The 18491-nt window shown below is 53.5% G+C and carries 19 protein-coding genes; all 19 read left to right on the forward strand.

Translation table 11 applies throughout. The features are described 5' to 3' along the window. Window positions 1-75: 75 nt before the first annotated feature. Window positions 76-354: a septum formation initiator family protein gene (locus tag VMT71_16280; protein ID HVN25526.1), complete on the forward strand. Its 279-nt coding sequence runs from the start codon at window positions 76-78 to the stop codon at window positions 352-354. Continuing rightward, entirely contained in the window at window positions 351-1226 is an 876-nt protein-coding gene (locus tag VMT71_16285) for a radical SAM protein (GenBank protein ID HVN25527.1), read from the forward strand. The genes VMT71_16280 and VMT71_16285 overlap by 4 nt, the downstream gene beginning before the upstream one ends. Then, window positions 1227-1691, forward strand: a complete 465-nt coding sequence (locus VMT71_16290; GenBank protein HVN25528.1) for a thioesterase family protein — start codon at window positions 1227-1229, stop codon at window positions 1689-1691. It begins immediately after the preceding gene. A 40-nt stretch (window positions 1692-1731) separates the two neighbouring features. Next, a complete protein-coding gene (locus VMT71_16295) occupies window positions 1732-2784 on the forward strand; it encodes a glycosyltransferase family 9 protein (protein HVN25529.1) in 1053 nt (350 codons plus the stop codon). A 152-nt stretch (window positions 2785-2936) separates the two neighbouring features. Further along, window positions 2937-4439 (forward strand): radical SAM protein, encoded by a 1503-nt coding sequence (locus VMT71_16300; protein HVN25530.1) that lies wholly within the window; start codon window positions 2937-2939, stop codon window positions 4437-4439. Beyond that, window positions 4408-5394, forward strand: a complete 987-nt coding sequence (gene waaF, locus VMT71_16305) for a lipopolysaccharide heptosyltransferase II (GenBank protein ID HVN25531.1) — start codon at window positions 4408-4410, stop codon at window positions 5392-5394. Before VMT71_16300 ends, waaF begins: the two co-directional genes overlap by 32 nt. After that, on the forward strand, window positions 5387-6373 hold the full coding sequence (locus VMT71_16310) for a bifunctional ADP-heptose synthase (protein ID HVN25532.1): 987 nt from the start codon (window positions 5387-5389) through the stop codon (window positions 6371-6373). Before waaF ends, VMT71_16310 begins: the two co-directional genes overlap by 8 nt. After that, window positions 6366-6848 (forward strand): adenylyltransferase/cytidyltransferase family protein, encoded by a 483-nt coding sequence (locus VMT71_16315; GenBank protein ID HVN25533.1) that lies wholly within the window; start codon window positions 6366-6368, stop codon window positions 6846-6848. The genes VMT71_16310 and VMT71_16315 overlap by 8 nt, the downstream gene beginning before the upstream one ends. Beyond that, window positions 6845-7627 (forward strand): glycosyltransferase family 2 protein, encoded by a 783-nt coding sequence (locus tag VMT71_16320; GenBank protein HVN25534.1) that lies wholly within the window; start codon window positions 6845-6847, stop codon window positions 7625-7627. Before VMT71_16315 ends, VMT71_16320 begins: the two co-directional genes overlap by 4 nt. After that, entirely contained in the window at window positions 7608-8594 is a 987-nt protein-coding gene (locus tag VMT71_16325) for a GDP-mannose 4,6-dehydratase (protein ID HVN25535.1), read from the forward strand. The genes VMT71_16320 and VMT71_16325 overlap by 20 nt, the downstream gene beginning before the upstream one ends. After that, a complete protein-coding gene (locus VMT71_16330; protein HVN25536.1) occupies window positions 8591-9700 on the forward strand; it encodes a DegT/DnrJ/EryC1/StrS family aminotransferase in 1110 nt (369 codons plus the stop codon). Before VMT71_16325 ends, VMT71_16330 begins: the two co-directional genes overlap by 4 nt. Next, window positions 9697-10830 carry a glycosyltransferase family 4 protein gene (locus VMT71_16335; GenBank protein HVN25537.1) on the forward strand — a complete coding sequence of 378 codons (1134 nt, stop codon included), beginning with the start codon at window positions 9697-9699 and terminating at the stop codon, window positions 10828-10830. Before VMT71_16330 ends, VMT71_16335 begins: the two co-directional genes overlap by 4 nt. Further along, window positions 10827-12014 (forward strand): glycosyltransferase family 4 protein, encoded by a 1188-nt coding sequence (locus VMT71_16340; GenBank protein HVN25538.1) that lies wholly within the window; start codon window positions 10827-10829, stop codon window positions 12012-12014. The genes VMT71_16335 and VMT71_16340 overlap by 4 nt, the downstream gene beginning before the upstream one ends. Before the next feature lie 51 nt (window positions 12015-12065). Further along, a complete protein-coding gene (locus VMT71_16345; GenBank protein HVN25539.1) occupies window positions 12066-12947 on the forward strand; it encodes a TRAP transporter TatT component family protein in 882 nt (293 codons plus the stop codon). A 27-nt stretch (window positions 12948-12974) separates the two neighbouring features. Beyond that, on the forward strand, window positions 12975-14054 hold the full coding sequence (dctP, locus tag VMT71_16350) for a TRAP transporter substrate-binding protein DctP (GenBank protein ID HVN25540.1): 1080 nt from the start codon (window positions 12975-12977) through the stop codon (window positions 14052-14054). Continuing rightward, on the forward strand, window positions 14054-14545 hold the full coding sequence (locus tag VMT71_16355; protein ID HVN25541.1) for a TRAP transporter small permease subunit: 492 nt from the start codon (window positions 14054-14056) through the stop codon (window positions 14543-14545). Before dctP ends, VMT71_16355 begins: the two co-directional genes overlap by 1 nt. 3 nt (window positions 14546-14548) lie before the next feature. Then, window positions 14549-15817, forward strand: a complete 1269-nt coding sequence (locus VMT71_16360; protein ID HVN25542.1) for a TRAP transporter large permease subunit — start codon at window positions 14549-14551, stop codon at window positions 15815-15817. 295 nt (window positions 15818-16112) lie between these two features. After that, a complete protein-coding gene (locus VMT71_16365; GenBank protein ID HVN25543.1) occupies window positions 16113-17750 on the forward strand; it encodes a PAS domain S-box protein in 1638 nt (545 codons plus the stop codon). A gap of 333 nt (window positions 17751-18083) precedes the next feature. After that, window positions 18084-18491 (forward strand): glycosyltransferase family 39 protein (locus VMT71_16370; protein HVN25544.1); only part of this gene is annotated, 408 nt, incomplete at its 3' end.

Below are 18491 nucleotides of genomic sequence, written 5' to 3' on the forward strand. Positions count from 1 at the left end.
TCGGCCGTGAGCAATCAGGCAGTATGCAGTCTCCATCTTATTGACTTTTCAGCCTGCTGCCACTAAAATAAGGGCATGTTTGAGCTGTTGACGAGGAAATACGCAATCCTTGTCACTATACTGGCCTTCTTATTCATCGCTCTCTTTTCTGAACACGGCATCATTGATTACATAAAGCTCAGAAGGCAGGTCAGCGCTGTCAAACGCTCCATAGGGAAGCTCGAAGGCGAAAACGTGCAGTTGAAGGCGCAGGTGGATCGCTTTCAGAAGGATGACCGTTACCTTGAAGAGCTGGCCAGACAGAAATACGGCTTTATCAAAGAAGGGGAAAAGGTCTACAGGATTGAAAAATGAAATACGAAGGAGCAATATACAGGCCTCCCAGCGAGGCTCACAGTCTCATACTGCAGGTGGCCGTGGGCTGTTCACACAACAAGTGTACTTTCTGCGGCTCATTCAAAGATAAAAAATTTCGTGTAAAAAGCTTCGAAGAGATTAAAGAGGATGTTGACGAGGCGAAGGCTTACGCCCGTTATATAACCAAGGTGTTTCTCGCCGATGGAGACGCCCTTATCATTCCTCAGAAGCGGCTCGTTCCAATCGTCCAACTGGTGAAAGACTCATTTCCAAAACTGGAGCGGATAGGCATCTATGGTAATGTGAAGTCGGTTCTGAAAAAATCGGTGGATGAACTGAAAAGCCTGAGAGATATAGGGCTCGGTATCCTCTACCTGGGCGTGGAGTCGGGGGACCAGGTCACGCTCGACAGGGTGTGCAAAGGCACGACGCTTGAAAAGATGGAAGAGGCGTGCCACAAGGTCAAAGAAGCAGGCATCGTACTTTCGGTGACAGTGCTTCTTGGGCTCGGAGGGGTTGAGCGCAGCAGGATCCACGCTGAAGAGACGGGCAAATTCCTGTCCAGAATTGATCCGGAGTACGCAGGAGCACTCAGCATCATCGTGGTACCGGGCACCCCGCTTGCCAGGGACATCGAGGCCGGCATCTTTCACGTTCCCGATCCCTACATGCTTCTGGAAGAGTTGGCAATCATGATAGAGCACACCAATGTGACCCACTGCTTCTTTGCGTCAAATCACGCCTCCAATTATCTTCCCATCAAGGTCTGGTTGCCGGAGCAGAAGGAGAAGGCTCTGAAGGCTATCAGACACGTTCTGGCCGAGAGAGACCCTGCTCTGCTGAGGCCCGAATTTTTAAGGGCATTGTAGATGGACAGCAAGGACAGGGTCAAGGGACAAAGCGCACGGGGCACGGCAGACAATAACGCGGATGGTCACGTAGATGTGCCCGTGAGGGTCAGATATGCGGATACTGACAGGATGGGCATTGTCTACTATGGGACCTATCCCCAGTACTTCGAAATAGGAAGAAGCGAATTCATGCGGGAGAAGGGTTTCACCTACCGGGAGTTTGAGGAGATGGGGTATCACCTGGTAGTGACAGGCATCAACGTGAGGTACCATAGCGCAGCTACCTACGACGATCTCCTCAATGTGCGGACCAGCCTGGCTGATGTAAAATCGCGAGGCGTCACCTTCCATTATGAAGTTTTCAAGGACGGCGAGATCGTTGTCGAAGGCCACACCCAGCATATCTGCGTTGACCGAGGGAGAAAACCGGTGCGCATTCCCCCTGAGGTCATGGAACTCTTCAAAAATGCCTCATCCGCATGAAATCCTTGTTGTAAGGCTCACCTCTCTGGGTGATGTGCTGATGAGCCTCCCTGCAGTAAAAGCTCTCAAAGACGAACTGCCCGGCGTAAAGATATCCTGGCTTGTGGAAGGATCTGTCGCAGAGCTCTTATCACACCAGGGCTTTGTTGATCACGTCATACGGTTCCCCCGCGACCTCATCGTCGCGAGTCTGAAGAAAGGCAACGGGCTCATAGCATTCAGGTGCCTGGTCGATTTCTTGAGGAATTTACGCGCAAAGAACTACGATGTGCTCATCGATTTTCACGCGATCCTGAAGAGCGCACTCCTCGATTATGTGACGCGGGCCGGACGCAGAATAGGCTTTGGCAGAAGATTTGCGAAGGAGGGTAGCTGGCTTGCCTATGATGAAAGGGTAAACGGCGAAGAGTCGCGTCTCCACAAGGTCGAACGGAACATGCTGCTAGCGAGGCATCTCGGAGTAAACGGGACTATTCCTCGGGTAGAACTCGTGGCTCCGCCGGAAGCGGAGAGCTATGTACATGACATGCTGGCGAAGCATGATATACATCCCCCCATCATTGCTCTTTTTCCCTTTTGCAGCAAGGGGAGCCAGTTCAAACGCTGGGATCTGGCCAACTACGCGGAACTCCTGAAGCGCATGAAAGAGTCGATAAAGGCAACCGTTCTGATCCTGTGGGGTCCGGGTGAAGAGGGAGAAGCCAGACGGCTGCGCGATATGGCAGACTACGGGGTTGTGCTTCCGGCGAACCTTGGTGTTGCGCAATTGTGCGCCTTGCTCAAGAGAGCGGATATGTACGTGGGCGGCGATACGGGTGTCATGCACCTTGCCGCTTTCTCCGGCGTGCCGGTACTGGCGGTTTTCGGGCCGACTGATCCAAGAGTGAATGCGCCCTTCGGTTCGATGCACACCATGGTGCGGCGGGACCTGCCCTGCAGTCCCTGCAGGGACAAAGACTGCAAGGAAAGGGTCTGTCTCACGTCGATCACACCGGACGAAGTCTTTGAAGAGGTGCGCCAGATGTGGAACCGCATAAACATAGTCCATAAGGGGCGGAAGGAGGCTGCCGATATTTCAAATTCTAGATCCTAAGCACCAAATTCTAAACAATATCAAATTACCGAATGTCAAATGTCCCAAACGTGCCGCTTGTGCCGGCGTTTTCGTTTCTGAGTTTTGGATTTTGAACGTTAGAATTTGTTTAGAATTTAGATATTTAGATTTAGGATTTTAGGCGGTGACTTATGCGAGTGCTTTTTATATATCCGAATCTGAATGCCCAGATCGGCTTCAATTATGGCGTAGCGCATATTTCCGGGCTGCTCAAGAAGCATGGCATTGAAACCCACCTGCTCAACGTAAACGAGCAGGTGGATTATCCTCTCGATCTCGCGCGCATCAAGGAAGATGTGCTGCGTATCAACCCGGATGTGATCGGCTTTTCCGTAGTCACGAACCAGCATAAGTACGCAGTCGAGATAGCGCGCGACATAAAGAGGTACCTTCCGAGGCCGATAGTTTTCGGAGGCATACATCCCACCATGGTCCCTCTCGACGTGATGCAGGAGCCTGCAGTTGACTGCGTATGTGTTGGCGAGGGAGAAGAGGCCTTTCTTGAATACCTTACGAAGGGAAGCCCGAAGGGCGTGTTGAACATGGGTTACAGGGAAGGCCAAAAGGTAGTGCTCGAGCCCCTCAGACCTTATGTCGACCTAGGAGCGTTGCCGCCCAAGGACTATGATATCTTCGACTTTCAGAGAATAATCGATACGAAGGACGGGTGGGTCGGTCTTTTATCCGGTCGCGGCTGTCCCTTCAGGTGCACCTACTGCCTTAATCACAAGATCATCAAGATGTACAAGAACTCGGGTCATCTGCCGAAGGGCTACATCCGGAGAGAGGGAGTGGACGAGGTAATGGGTGAGATCGACTATCTCCTCAGCCATTACCAGCGCATCAAGATGTTCATTTTTGACGATGATATATTCACGCTTGATAAGGCGTGGTTGCGGGAATTCTCAGAAAAATACAGGAAGCTCACCAACACGGGTTTTGTCTGCAATGCGCATGTGCGCTTCTTTGACGAAGAAGTCGCGCGATGCTTGAAAGAGGCGGGCTGCAGGATCGTCAAGTTCGGCCTCGAGAGCGGAAGCGACAACCTGCGCAGAAACGTGCTCCACCGGTTCATGACGAATCGCGAGATCGAGGCTGCCTTCGGAGCGGCCCACAAATACGGACTTCACACGTCGGCCTTTGTGATGATCGGTTTGCCCTGCGAAACCAAAGATGATATCATGGCAACGGTCAGGCTCTTATCGAAGATCAAGCCCGGGAGATTCAGGTGGTCGCTCTTTTTCCCGTATGTGGGTACCGAGGCGTACGACATTGCGAAGGCGCGGGGCTCGATCGATTTTGAAAAAATGAAGCGCCTCGATAACTTTACCGACGAGACGTGCATGAACCTTGGCGAAGAGGCAAATCTCCTCGTCGATAAGGTGCAGCATCTTTTCTGTACTTTCGTGAATGGGTATGCGGAGCCCGACGGAGAGGCCCGCTACCGCGAGCTTGTGGACCACATCGAGGCCGCAGAACGTTCGAGCTGGGAGAAGGAAAAGAAGAGCTTCGCTGCCGAGATCGCTGAAATGGATAAGCTAGCGGTGGAGCAGGGCAGGTTGCACTATACGGTGAAGTTCAACCGGTTTATGGGTGTGAGAAGTGACTGGGAAGACGATAGTCTATCTGCCTAACTGGCTCGGGGACATGGTGATGGCCACGCCCTTTCTCTCTTCGCTGAGAAAGCCTGGCAATGGCGAGCTATGGGCCATAGGTCAGTCCAAGGCCATGCATCTCTACGACGGACTGGAGCTTTTCGACCGGTTTATACCCAATGATTCAAAGGACGTTGTCTCGTTTCTCGACAAGGTAAGCATGCTGCGTGAACTGAGATTTGACCAGGGCATTGTGCTCCCCCATTCCTTTCGCTCTGCATTGCTCTTTTTTCTCGGTGGAGTTCAGAACAGGATAGGCTACCGGCTCAACAAGAGGGGATTCATGCTCACTCAGCCTTTGAAGCGGGCGGCCAAGCTTGTGCCTACTGCCGAACAGTACCTGCGGATTCTTGATGCGCTGGGTGCTGAAAGGGAGAACGAGGCGCCTTTCCTGAGGGTGACGCCGGATGAAGAGCAGCGATTCGATCAGAAGTACACGGACGTGGGCGGGGATTACGTCGCGTTCATCGTCGGTGCGCAATACGGTCCTTCCAAGAGGTGGCCCGCCTCCCATTTTTCAGGGCTTGCTGACATGATTGCTTCGAAATATTCGAGGATGATATACATATTGCCGGGGAAGCAGGAAGTGGAGCTTGCACGACGCATACAAAATACTGTCTCTAACAAGGAGAAGGTGGGTATCGAGGTGATGGACATCGCGGACCTGAAGGTCTGCCTCTCAAGAGCCTCCCTCGTAGTCTGCAACGATACAGGGCCGCGCCACATCGCAGACGCTCTTGAAACGCCTACAATAGCGATACTCGGACCTATGGACACAAAGTACACGGAGTACCCCAGCCGTTCCACACACATCGTATGTAAGGATGTGGACTGCAGGCCGTGCAACAGGAAGAAATGCGATCGAGATCATGAATGCATGACAGGCATAGGCGCGCAAGATGTTTTTGCAAAGGTGGAGGAGATCCTTGGCTGAAAAGGAATTATCGGTCACCGAAAAGTTCAAGGGAAAGAAAATATGTGTTATCGGCGATATCATTGCCGACATCTACATTTACGGAATGCCGTATAAGCTCTCGCGGGAAGCACCGGTGGTTGTCGTCAAATACGAGGAAGAAAAACTCTACCCGGGCAGCGCGGGGAATACCATCGCCAACCTGCTGGCGCTTGGTGCACACGTCTTTCCCCTGGGTTGCGTGGGCAAAGATCAGGTAGGTCAGAGGCTGATCTCCTATTTTTCAACGTACCAGAATGTAGATATGCACGGACTCCTGCAGCACGACGGCGGAACCGTAACAAAGACGCGCATACTCGCTGGAGATACGCACACCACCAAGCAGCAGGTGATAAGGATTGACAGGGAGGATGGACGGGAAACCCCTGCTTACCTTAAGGCTGTACTGAAGGAACGGCTGATGGCCATCGGCCCCGAAATGGACGGCTTCGTCTTCTCTGACTACGAATACGGGCTGATTGACCAGGAGATTGTTGAGTACGGAAAAATGATGGCCAAGAAGAAGACCGTCGTCGGTGATTCGAGGTTCAACCTGCGTCAGTTCTCCGGTTTCACTCTTATTACACCGAACGAATCCGAGGCGTACACGCTTGCCGGGCTGGACCCGTATCACCATGGTATCGATGAGACGGCAGCGAAGATCATGAGTTTCATGCAACTGGAGGCACTCCTCATAACAAGGGGAAATAAAGGGATGTGCCTCTGCCTTAACACCGGGGAGATGCACCATATTCCAATATCAGGTACTGATGAGATCGCCGATGTTACCGGAGCTGGAGACACCGTCGCAGCGGCAGTTACACTGTCGCTGGCTGCCGGCGCTGATTACCTGACCGCCGCAAAGATCGCAAACCATGCGGCAGGCATCGTGGTCATGAAACGCGGAACGGCGGTGACGACCCTGGATGAGCTGAGAAAGGTGATCGAGGAACATGGGTGAATACATCAGGGACCACGGTGAACTCAAGCGCATCATCGACCTGGAGCGATCAAAGGGGAAGAAAATAGTCTTTGGTAACGGGTGCTTCGATCTGCTCCACGTGGGGCACGTCAGGTATCTGGCAGGTGCTAAAGCGCTCGGCGATGTTCTTGTGGTCGCTCTCAATGACGACGCATCTGTCGTGGGTTTGGGCAAGAGAAAAGTGGTGGTCACGCCGCTCGTGGAACGGGTTGAGATTGTCGCTGCGCTGCGCTTTGTAGACTACGTAACCACCTTCTCAGAGCCCACCGTGGAGAACCTGCTGCGATTGCTGAAGCCTGATTTCCATGCCAAGGGGACCGACTACACGCCGGATACGGTACCTGAAAAAGATGTCGTCAAAGCCTACGGAGGACAGGTTGCCATCGTGGGCGATCCTAAAGACCACTCAACGAGGGATATAGTAGCACGTCTCAAGAGTCCGGAAGGGCAATGACACGTCTCCCCCTGTCGGTCTATATGATTACTCTCAACAATGCGGCAACTATAGAGAAGGCCCTTGCGAGCGTCTGCGGATGGGCCGATGAGATCGTCGTGATTGATTCCGACAGCACGGATGATACGCCTCGCATCGCCCGGGAATATGCTTCAAACTACCAACAGTTCATCACGACCAGCCAGAGGGAGAAGTATCAGTATGCTCAGGATCACTGTACCTTGCCATGGGTGCTTTTCATCGACGCCGACGAATGGCTCACACCCGAGATAAAACAGGAGATCGAAGATGTTGTGCGGGGCACCACCGAGTGCGAGGGCTTCCTGGTCGAACGGAAAAATTTTTTTCTCGGGAAACTGATACGGTACGGTGGGTGGTATCCTGATCATGAGATCAGGCTGTACAGGAAGGATAAGGGCAGATGGGAGGGCGGGCTTCACGCGAAGGTCGAAGTTAACGGAAAAGTGGGGAAGCTGAAGAACTATTACATGCACGCTCCTTACAATGATATATCGCACCTGATCAAGACCGTGGACCGATACTCCGGAGCCTTTGCGGAAGACCTCAAGGGAACAGGCCACTCCTTTTACCTGTTCAATATGATCTTCCGTCCACTCTACCGTTTCCTGAGAGATTTTATCATCAAGCGCGGATTCCTTGACGGCGTCCCGGGGCTCATAATCGTGGCATCCACTATGTACTATGTCTTTATGAAACATGCTAGACTGTGGGAGATGGAAAAAATGCAAGGCAGAAGGCATGAGCGCGCTGCGCGATAAGAAAATACTGGTAACCGGCGGTCTCGGTTTTATCGGCAGTAACCTCTGTATAGACCTGGTCAAGTCGGGTGCCCGCGTGACAATCGTCGACAACATGCTGCCCAGACAGGGCGGCAACCTCTTCAACATCAAAGAGATAGAAGACAACGTGCAGGTACAGTTTTCGGACGTGCGCGATCAGTTCTCGATGAACTACCTGGTGCGCGGCGTTGATTACGTGTTTCATCTCGCCGGTCAGGTGAATCACGTGGACAGCATGCGCAACCCCTTGCAGGATCTGGACATCAACTGCAAGGGCACCCTTGTACTTCTGGAAGCGCTGCGCCTGAACAACAGAAACGCGAAAGTGATCTTTGCAGGTACGAGAGGCGAGTACGGCTCGAGCGTCAAGTTGCCCGTGGACGAGGATCATCCCACGAATCCCAAAGGGATCTATGCGGTGACCAACCTGAGCGCGGAGAAAATGGTGCTCGTCTACGACGACATCCACGGTATAAAGGGCACCTGCCTGCGCATCACCAATACGTATGGGCCTCGCCACCAGATGATGCACGATGAGTACGGTGTCTTCAACTGGTTCGTGCGCAAAGCGCTGGACGATGCTGAGATACCGGTATTCGGGGATGGCCGGATCCTCCGCGATTTTCTCTATGTGGACGACCTGGTGCGGTGTCTTATCATGGTGTCTTCGACCGACAGGGCGTACGGCCAGGTCTTCAACGTGGGGGCAGGCACCCCCGTCTCCTTCCAATCCCTTGCTGAAACCATTGTGAGGGTTGTCGGAAAGGGCAGGGTAAAGTTCACGGAGTTTACCCAGGAGCGAAAGGAAGTTGAGCCCGGGGATTACTACACGAATATCGCGAAGATAGAATCCTGCACCGGGTGGACGCCCCGGGTCAGCCTCGAAGAGGGGATCAGAAAGACCGCAGACTTCTACCGCACGCATCGAAAGGAATACTGGCAATGATCGTCAAGATATTCGACCTTCAGCGGGAGTATGAAGCTCTCCGCAAGGACATGCTGCGTCTTTTTGAGCAGGTACACCTTGGCGGTGAGTTCATTCTCGGCAAACATGTGAAGACATTTGAGGAAGATTTTGCAACGTATATCGGCTCCCGCTGGACCGTGGGCGTCGGCTCAGGAACCGATGCTATAAGGATAGGCGGCCTTGCCTGCGGCCTCAAAGCGGGTGACAAGCTTGTCACCACGCCCAATACGTATATCGCGACAGCCATGGCCCTCTCGATGCACGGGGTGACACCGGTGTTGTGTGATATAGAGCCTGACACGCACAACATGGACCCTGACCGCCTGGAAGAGGTACTGAAAAAGGAAAAAAATGTACAGCTCTGCATTCCCGTGCATCTCTACGGCCATGCAGCACCGATGGATGAGATCCTTGGTTGTTGCAAGCGCCATGGAGTGTCTGTCTTTGAAGACGCATGCCAGGCCCACGGCGCATCCTATAAGGGAAAGAAAGTGGGTACCTTCGGCAAGGCGGCCGCTTTCAGTTTTTATCCTACGAAGAACCTCGGCTGTCAGGGTGACGGCGGCGCCATTACCACCTCCGATGAAGAAACATACAAGAGCGCGAGCCGGCTTCGTAATTACGGCCAGACAGATAAACATGTGCACGTCGTGGAGGGTTTCAACTCACGGCTTGATGAACTGCACGCGGCCTTTCTCAGCTTCAAGCTGCGGGAACTCGATACATGGAATGAACAGCGCCGGAAGCTTGCAGCACTGTACCGGCGCGAACTGGAAGGTACACCGCTCGTGCTGCCGGTTGAAAAGCCCTATGCCTACCACGTCTATCATCTTTTCGTGGTTAGGAGTAAGACGAGAGACGCATTGCAGGAATACCTCAAGGGCAAAGGTGTCTCAACACTCATCCACTACCCTACGCCCATACATCTTCAGGAGGTCTACAGACACCTCGGTTACAAGAGGGGTGACTTTCCGCACGCAGAACAGGGTGCCGCAGAGATCCTTTCTTTGCCCATGTACCCGGGCTTGAGAGAGGACGAAGTGCTCTACGTCTGCGGAACCATCAAGGCGTTCTTTAGACAATGAGGGTGCTTCATCTTTTTAGCGACTGGAAGTGGACCGGCCCTGCCGAACCTGTTGTTTCGCTTTGCGATGCGCTCAAAGGGCATGAGCTAGTCCTCACGCTTGCGTTTCGAAAGACCCCCATCGACTTCCCAGAGCGCACCGTTCAAAAAGAAGTAATGAAACGGAACGTCTCCGGGTACGATGGCTTCAGGCTCAACCGGTATTTTTCGCTGCGGGACTGGATCTTTGACGTGAAAAGAATCAAGCGCCTTGTCGACGAAGAGCACGTCGATATCGTGCATACGCACCTGTCGCATGATCACGCGACTGCAGTGATGTCTTTTCTCTTCTCAGCGAGGCGTCCACTCCTGGTGAGAACCGACCACAAACGCGACGGACTGCCGCAGAGTCGCTCCATGGCCTATCTCATGGCGCGCACCGATGGCCTTGTCACCTATAGCGAAAGACTGCGGCAGCAGGACGTAGAATATTTCCGTTTCCCTGCGGAGAGAAGCTGCAGGCTCCAGCCGGGCCTACAGCCCTACACAGGCAGTGTGCGCGATGTCCGGGAAAGCCTTGGCCTCGAGCCTTCAGACAGAGTCGTCGGCGTCATCGGACGGCTGAAGAAAGATAGGGGTTACGATGTGATCCTGAAAGCCTTCCGCAAGGTACGGGATCGGATGGAACACGTGAAGCTCGTGATTGTGGGCAGGAGTTCTCAAATTGAAGAGAGTATAAAGAAGCCTCTGGCAGAATTGAACCTTCAAAAGGATGTTATTCTGGCCGGGTACCGTATAGAAGATTACTTCTCGGTCATCGCCGCCTTCGACGTTTATGTGATGATGCGCGCCGGCTCAGACGGCACGGCGCGGGCACTGCGCGAGGTCTTGGGAATGGGGAAACCGGCGATCGTTTCAACGCAGGGCATGCTCCCTGAACTGGTCATCGATGGGAAGACGGGTTACGCTGTCGCGATGGATGAACAGGAACTGGCTGATCGTATGGTGCGCCTCCTGAGCGACGAAAGAATGAGAGCGGAGTTCGGAAGCAACGCCCGCGATCGAGCCCTGACCGAGTGGAACTATGGCGTACAGGCAGCACGGCTTGTGGACTTTTACAAGAAACTGTTGCAGCTCGGAAAAAGACGGTGAGCGGACCAGCCACTCAACGCATGTTACGCATTGCTATCCTGCTGGACAAATTTCTGCCTTCACGAGGGGGCGAGCGTTATTTCAGCTTTCTCGCCGAAGAGCTGGCTCGGCGCGGCCACGAGGTGCATCTCTTTGCGTCAAAGATAGAAGAGAAAGGGGAGCAACCATATCAGGTCCATCTCGTGCCCGTCCTGAAGTTTCCAAGAAGCCTCAGAATGATCTCCTACATGCTCTTTTCCGCGCGCATGGTAAACGGATACGGATTTGATGTTATTCATGGGCTGGGGCAGAGTCTGGTGAGCAATGTGCTCAATCCTCACGGCGGAGTGGAGAGGGCGTATCTCAAGCAGGAATTTGCATCCATCAGCAGTCGCTGGTACTACTGGTACCGTTGGCTCAGGCGCCATCTTTCGCTGCGCCACCACCTGGAGCTCTGGATGCAGCGCCGCCTTTACGCCGGAAGCCATGTCAGGAGAGTGATCGCGATATCGCAGATGGTGAAGAGAGACATCGTCTCTTATTTTAATTTTCCCGAAGATAGAATCGCCGTAGTCTTTAACACCGTGGATCTGCAACGTTTCCATCCGTCACTCCGTGAGCGGTTTCGTGAACCAAAGCGCAGCGAGATGGGTGTTGATGAGCGTTCCATCCTCCTTCTCTTCGCCGGTAACAATTACCGCCTCAAGGGGTTGGAGCCACTGCTGCATGCGCTTGCATTGCTTAAAAAGAGCGCGGCCGGAATGGACGTGCGATTGATAGTGGTCGGACGGGGGCAGATATGGCTCTACCGGCGAATGGCAGAAAGACTGGGAGTAGCCGGTTCCGTCTTCTTCCTTGGACCCGTCGGCAACATGGAACCTTTCTACGCGGCCGCGGATATCTACGTGCACCCCACGTTTTATGATTCATGCTCCCTCACCGTGCTGGAAGCCCTCGCCTGCGGCCTCCCGGTAATTACCACGCGCTTCAACGGCGCCTCTGACGCAATACTGTCGGACGAGGGCGGCAAAATCGTTCAAGACCCTGCCAATGCGGAAGAGATTGCTGACGCCATTGCCTGGTTCTTCGACGAAGAACGAAGAAAGAAGGCTTGCGTCGTTACACGCCAGTGGTTGGAACAGTATCCACCTTCCCGCAACGTGGATGAGACGCTGGCGGTATACTACGAGGCAGCCGCTTCATAAGCCGTTCTGCCTTGACTCGTCTGCGGACCGGTGTTACCTTACCGTATAGCTATGCGTCAGAGCTGTGCGCAAAACCTGAGACTCGTTACTCTCACACTCGTTGCTCTCCTCATCCTTCCGGGTTGTTTTTCGCCGCAGAAAATGGTGTCGGACAGGGCTTCGTCTCTTTTCCAGGATGTTGCGCTCTCAGCCGGCAGGCAGTCCGACGTCGTGCTGGTGCGCAGCGGAACTCCTGCTTACCTGATGCTCATTGACGGCATGATTCTGAGCTACCCTGACAACCAGGATCTTCTTCTTGCGGGTGCAAAGGCGTATGCCTCCTATGCATCTATCCTCGAAGAGGGAGAACAGGAGCGCATCGCAAACCTCTATGGACGAGGCAAAGAGTATGCGGTCCGAAGCCTCAAAGTAAGCCCGCTGTTCAAGAATGTCACTGATACGTCGCTTGATGTGTTCCAGAAGACGCTGGAGCAGGCGCGTAAGAGTGATGTCCCCATTCTGTTCTGGGTCGGCAGTGTCTGGGGAAGCTGGATCGCCAGTTCAGATTCCGCAGAGGCTCTGGCCGATCTCCCATGGGTCGAAGCTTTGATCGAGAGGGTGCTGCAGCTTGACCCTTCTTACTACTGGGGCTCGGCGCATCTGTTTGAAGCAATTCTCCTTACGGCCCGACCCGAGCAGTTCGGCGGCAGTCTTAGGAAAGCAAACGAGCATTTCAGGAAGGCTATGGAGTATAGCAAGGGCAAGTTTCTTATGACCGATGTTTACTACGCGCAGTATTATGCGCGACAGACACTTGACCGTGAACTGTACGTCTCTACGCTGAAGCGTGTACTTGCGACGTCTGCCTCTGTCGAGCCTGATTTGACACTGGCCAATACGGTTGCCCACCAGAAGGCGAAGCGGCTTCTCGACCAGGTGGACGAATATTTTTGAGTTAGATAACCGATGAAGGAGATGTTGATGACTGGAGAAAAAATGTTTGCAATACCCCGGAACCTCTGTGGGCGAGCACCCGATCCCGGACCCTGTTTTTGCGGCACTCTGCGCTGGGCCGTCGTCTTTGTTCTGATGCTCGCCTTTTGTATGCCGGCACCAGGTGCGGCTCAGAACGTGGTCTTGAAGCTGGGAACGTTAGCTCCTGAAGGAAGCGCGTGGGTCAAGGCCTTCCGTGACATCAACAAGGAGTTGGAGCAGAAGACGAACAAACAAGTCACGCTTCGTATCTTTCCCGGAGGCATGCTCGGCGATGAAGTAGATATGCTACGCAAGATCAAGGTAGGTGAAATCCAGGGCGCGCTGCTCACCGGCGGCGGTCTGGGAGTCATCTTCAAAGACTTCAGGATTCTTGGCTTACCTTTTCTTTTTCAGAATTACCAGGAGGTTGACGCGGTCCTTGAGCGTATGGATAATCTTTTTCAGAAAGGACTGCTCGACAATGGCTTCAAATGGATGGGCTGGGCAGAACAGGGCTTTATCTACCTTCTCTCGAAGGAGCCGATCAAAAATGCCGCGGATCTCAAAAAAGGCAAGGTCTGGATCTGGGAGGACACGCCAATCGGGAGAGCGGTTTTCAAGGAACTGGGTGTCAATGCCATACCTTTGCCGGTTACGGATGTGCTCATGGCCCTGCAGACCGGCATGGTCGACACGGTCTACAGCTCGCCTCTTGCGGCTATAGCCGTGCAATGGTTTACAAAGGTCTCGTACATGACGAATGTACCGCTGGCCTACTCGGCAGGTGCAGTAGTTCTCAAGAAGGCTGATTTCGAAAAGATCCCGCAGGCTCAGAGGCCTCTGGTCGAAGCAGCATTCAGACAGCAGCTTGCACCGCTGAAGGAGCAACTCCGGAAGGAAAACGAGAAAGCAATCCAGGTGCTTCAGGCCAAGGGCATCAAGCTCATCACCCCTTCCGCCGGCGACGTCAAGGAGCTTCAGGCCATTTGCTTCAAAGGCATTTCCACCCTCGGGGAAGATCAGTTCTCGAAAAAGAGCCTCGAGGAGGAGAGGAATATTCTCAAGACGCTGCGCAAAGAGAACTGATGCAGATGCCTTTCCTCAAAAGATTGGGCTCATGGTACGATCAACTGGAAGAGGTGCTTCTCGTCTGTATGATGTTTGGCATGGTGGCTCTGGGCGCCGCGCAGATTCTCTTCCGCAATGTGATCTCTATCGGGCTTGTCTGGATTGATCCTCTGCAGAACCATATTGTTCTCTGGGTGGCGCTTCTCGGGGCATCGATTGCAACCCGCGAAAACCGGCACATCGTCATAGAGATCCTGCCTCAGCGGCTCTCACTCAGGTCACGTCACCGGATAAAAGGTGGACTCTGGCTATTCTCCGCGCTCGTCTGCCTGTTGCTGGTCTATCCCGCAGTCCGTTTCATACTGGACGACTACCGGCCGGGAAAATACCTGGCAGTCGGCATCCCTCTCTGGTGCTCTCAGGCAATCATGCCGTTCATGTGGCTCGTTCTGGGCATCCGGTTTGCCTTTCAGGGCATCAAAGATCTCATCTGGCCCGGCCGTAACTGACGCATGGGGTTCGTATCTACCATAACCGCTCTCTTTCTGGTCGTGCTGGGGACACCCCTTTTCGTTGTTATTGCAGCAAGCAGTCTTCTTTTTCTCTACCGGAGCGGCATCGACCTTTCAGCCCTGATCATCGAGCTCTATAAGCTTGCCCACACACCGAATCTGGCAGCTCTCCCCCTTTTTTCCCTGGCGGGTTATGTTCTCGCTGAAAGCAAGGCGCCCCACAGGCTCGTCCGTCTCTCCAACGCTCTGCTGGGCTGGCTCCCGGGGGGACTGGCAATCATCGCACTTCTTGTTTCGGCTGTCTTCACGGCACTGACAGGAGCGACAGGGCTGACGATCATAGCTCTGGGCGGTTTACTGTTTCCGGCGCTGCTGCGGCAGAAGTACCCGGAAAGATTTTCGCTCGGGCTCTTGACGACATCAGGCACGCTGGGCCTTCTCTTTCCCCCCAGCTTTCCTCTCATCCTCTACGGGGTCGTTGCCCAGACAAGCATTGATCAGCTCTTTGTCGCGGGGATTCTCCCGGGAGCATTACTTGTTCTGTTTCTTTCCCTTTACAGTGGATGGAAAGGCATCCGTTCGAACGTGGTTCGACCCCGGTTCACGATTCGTGAACTCGCAGGCGCACTGCGGGAGGCGATCTGGGAAGTTCCCCTGCCTTTCGTGGTGCTGGGAGGCATCTATGGAGGTTACGTTGCTGTGAGCGAAGCAGCGGTTCTGACGGTCCTCTATGTGCTGATCGTAGAAGTGGGGATTTACAGGGATGTAAAAATCAGGGACCTCAAGTCGATTACGATCAAGGGGAGTATCCTCGTAGGTGGCATACTGATCATTCTCGGGGTTTCCTTCGGTCTGACGAACAGCCTCATCAACGAAGAGATTCCGAGTATGCTTCTCAATTTCATGCGAAGCCATGTGGAAAGCCCGCATGCTTTCCTTCTGTGGCTCAACATCTTCCTTCTTGTAGCAGGCTGTCTTCTCGGGATGTTCCCGGCATTGATCGTCCTGGTGCCCATGATTCTACCGGTTGCGCAAGCCTACGCCATTCACCCGACACATCTGGGGATGATCCTCCTGACCAACCTGGAAATCGGCGCGTCCCTGCCGCCGCTGGGGATCAACCTGTTTGTGTCAAGCATGCGGTTTGAACGCCCTGTTCTGCAGCTATACCGCGCTTCCGTCCCCTATATACTCATTCTGCTCCTAGCGCTGGTGATCATAACGTACTGGCCGACTTTGAGCCTCGCCTTACTTAAAGGGCAAGGTTAAGACTCAGGCTAAGGTTAAGGAAAAGCCGGTGGAGACGTGCCGCTGGTTAACGCTTGTTCTGCCCTTCTTTGAAGCTTAGTATGAATCTCAACCTTAACCTATTGTCTGGCCCTCTGACATCCTGCGTCAGGGCAGTGACGGTTTACCGGCACTCGTGAAGTTCCGGAACTGCAGAGTCCTTTAGTTTTTTTCGCTGCTTACTGCTCGCTGCTTACGTTTTTCTGGTCGTGGAAGCCTGGTACGCTATATGCAGCACTAACGTATCCCTGAGTGCATTTCTTTCAGGCGTCGCCCAATGAAAACAGATCGAGTTGAACCTGCCCTCCAGGCGCTAGCTCCTATTGTCGTCACAGTCCTGGGCCTTTTCGCGATTTCCCTGCACGAGGTCCTCGAAGGGATACTCTTTCCCTCCTTCTTCGGCTGGCTTGCCTCTCCTCTTTCCGTTCTTGTCAGTCTCACGGTTGCCGCGCTTGCCGCCTATTTCGCGGTGCCGTTGTTGCTCAAAGAGGCTGCCGGGCACAAAATGGCTGCCCTTCAGTTGGGCCGCCACAAGTCCGAAGAAGTATGCCGTCCGGCTGAAGGCGAGGATACGCACAGGATGATCGTTGAAAACATGTTTGTCGCGACTATGATTGTGGAGGAAAACGGAAGAATATTTTTTGTCAACCGCGAGTTTGAAAAGCTGTCAGGTTTCTCCAGAAAAGAAATTGAAGGGATCAAGAGCGCCGCCGAATTCATTCCTCAGGAATGGCATGACAAGCTGTGGACGTACCACAAGGCTCGCAGAAAGGATGAGGTGAGCGTACCCAAGACCTACAAGACTCAGTTGATCGAGAGGAGCGGCGCAGTGAGAGATGTATTATTCTGCGTCAAAATGGTAGCAGGCACAAAAAGGAGTGTTGTATCGGTCATCGATATTGCCGAGTTTAAGAGGACCGAGGCGGCACTCGTGGAATCTGAAGAGCGTTATCGTACCGCCATCGAATGTTCCAACGATGCGATTACCATAAGCCAGGGCGATTTTCGCGTCTATGCCAACCAGAAATTTCTCGAGATGTTCGGCTACGAACGGCTTGACGAAGTGATAGGGCAGCCCATCTACCCGGTGATCCACCCTGACGAACGGGATCGTATGGCGGAGATTGACAGGCGGAGGCAGGGCGGGGAGCCGGCGCCCTCGCGCTATGAGTTCAAAGGTGTCAAGAAGGACGGATCCAACATATATGTCGAAGTGTCGGTCGCCGGCATAACGTATCGGGGAGAACCGGCCACTCTCAACTACCTGCGTGATATTACCGAGCGAAGGTTAGCCGAAGAGCAGATCAAGACATCACTCAAGGAGAAGGAAGTGCTTCTGAAGGAGGTTCACCACCGGGTCAAGAATAACCTTCAGGTAGTTTCCAGCCTGCTCTTTCTTCAGTCGCAGACAGTTAAGGATGAGGAGACACGCCGGATCCTGGAAGAGAGCCGCAATCGCGTGAAGTCGATGGCCTTCATCCACAAGCAGCTCTACCAGTCTACGAACGTAGCTCAGATAGATTTCTCACCCTATGTGCGGAATCTCGCGAGAAACCTGCTCGATTCGTACAGGACAAACGGAAAGGGCATCACGCTCGATGTGCACGTGGAAGACGTCTTTCTCGCCCTGGATACGGCTATCCCGTGCGGCCTCATCATTAACGAGCTTGTTTCAAATGCCTTGAAACATGCTTTCCTGAACGGGGTCGAAGGACACATTACCGTCGATCTTCACAGAATGGCGGGCAAGAACGTGCTGATCGTAAGCGACAACGGGGTAGGTCTGCCGGGGGAGATAGACGTGCTCAATGCAGAAACCCTTGGGCTTCAGCTGGTATCAGCCCTTGCCATGCAGATAGAGGGCAGGCTGGAGCTTATCAGGGACAAAGGTACCGTCTTCAAAATAACCTTCTAATACCAGTTTATCTTCTGCGTATACCTTCGTTGTCGCTGCGTCACGCTCCTCGACGTACCCATACGTACGCCTGCGTCGGTTCCTCGCGGCCGCCTCGGTCTCCATCAGAGCATAAACTGGCATTGGAAGAATGACAAGCGAAGGTTCGGTTTAGGAACAAAACTGGGATGGTGAGGTCCGACCAGAACTCTTGTTCTTACCTGCTCTAACGTGGTAAGGGGTTACTGCGATATGTTAGTATCTACTGACTGAGCGCGGAATGCACCGGCTGCCGCGAACGAAATGATGCACTGTTCCATTTTGAGCTCATAACAACAAGTGAGAGGCTCTAGGTTGCCTATATCGCAAATCAGACTCCATATACTTCTCATACTGCTGCTCTCCTACGTCTTCTTTTTTCACGGTCTGGGGAGCTATTCTCTCAAAGAGCCTGACGAGGGACGGTATGCCGAGATACCGAGGGAAATGGTCGAGACCGGGGACTACATCGTGCCCCACCTTGACTACGTGCGCTACTTCGAAAAGCCTCCTCTGCTCTACTGGACAACGGCTTTGTCATTTAAAATATTCGGCTTCAGTGAGTGCACCACACGGCTGCCTGACGCCCTGGCTGCGTTGGTGACGGCTCTTTTCCTGTACGCAGCTGTGGCCCGGTGGTTCACCCCGGAAATAGGTCTCTTGTCTGCTGTCATGCTCGTTACGTCTTTTGGTTTTTTTACCATGGCTCGCACGCTCACCATT

Source organism: Syntrophorhabdales bacterium (genome assembly GCA_035541455.1).
Lineage (GTDB): Bacteria > Desulfobacterota > Syntrophorhabdia > Syntrophorhabdales > WCHB1-27 > JADGQN01.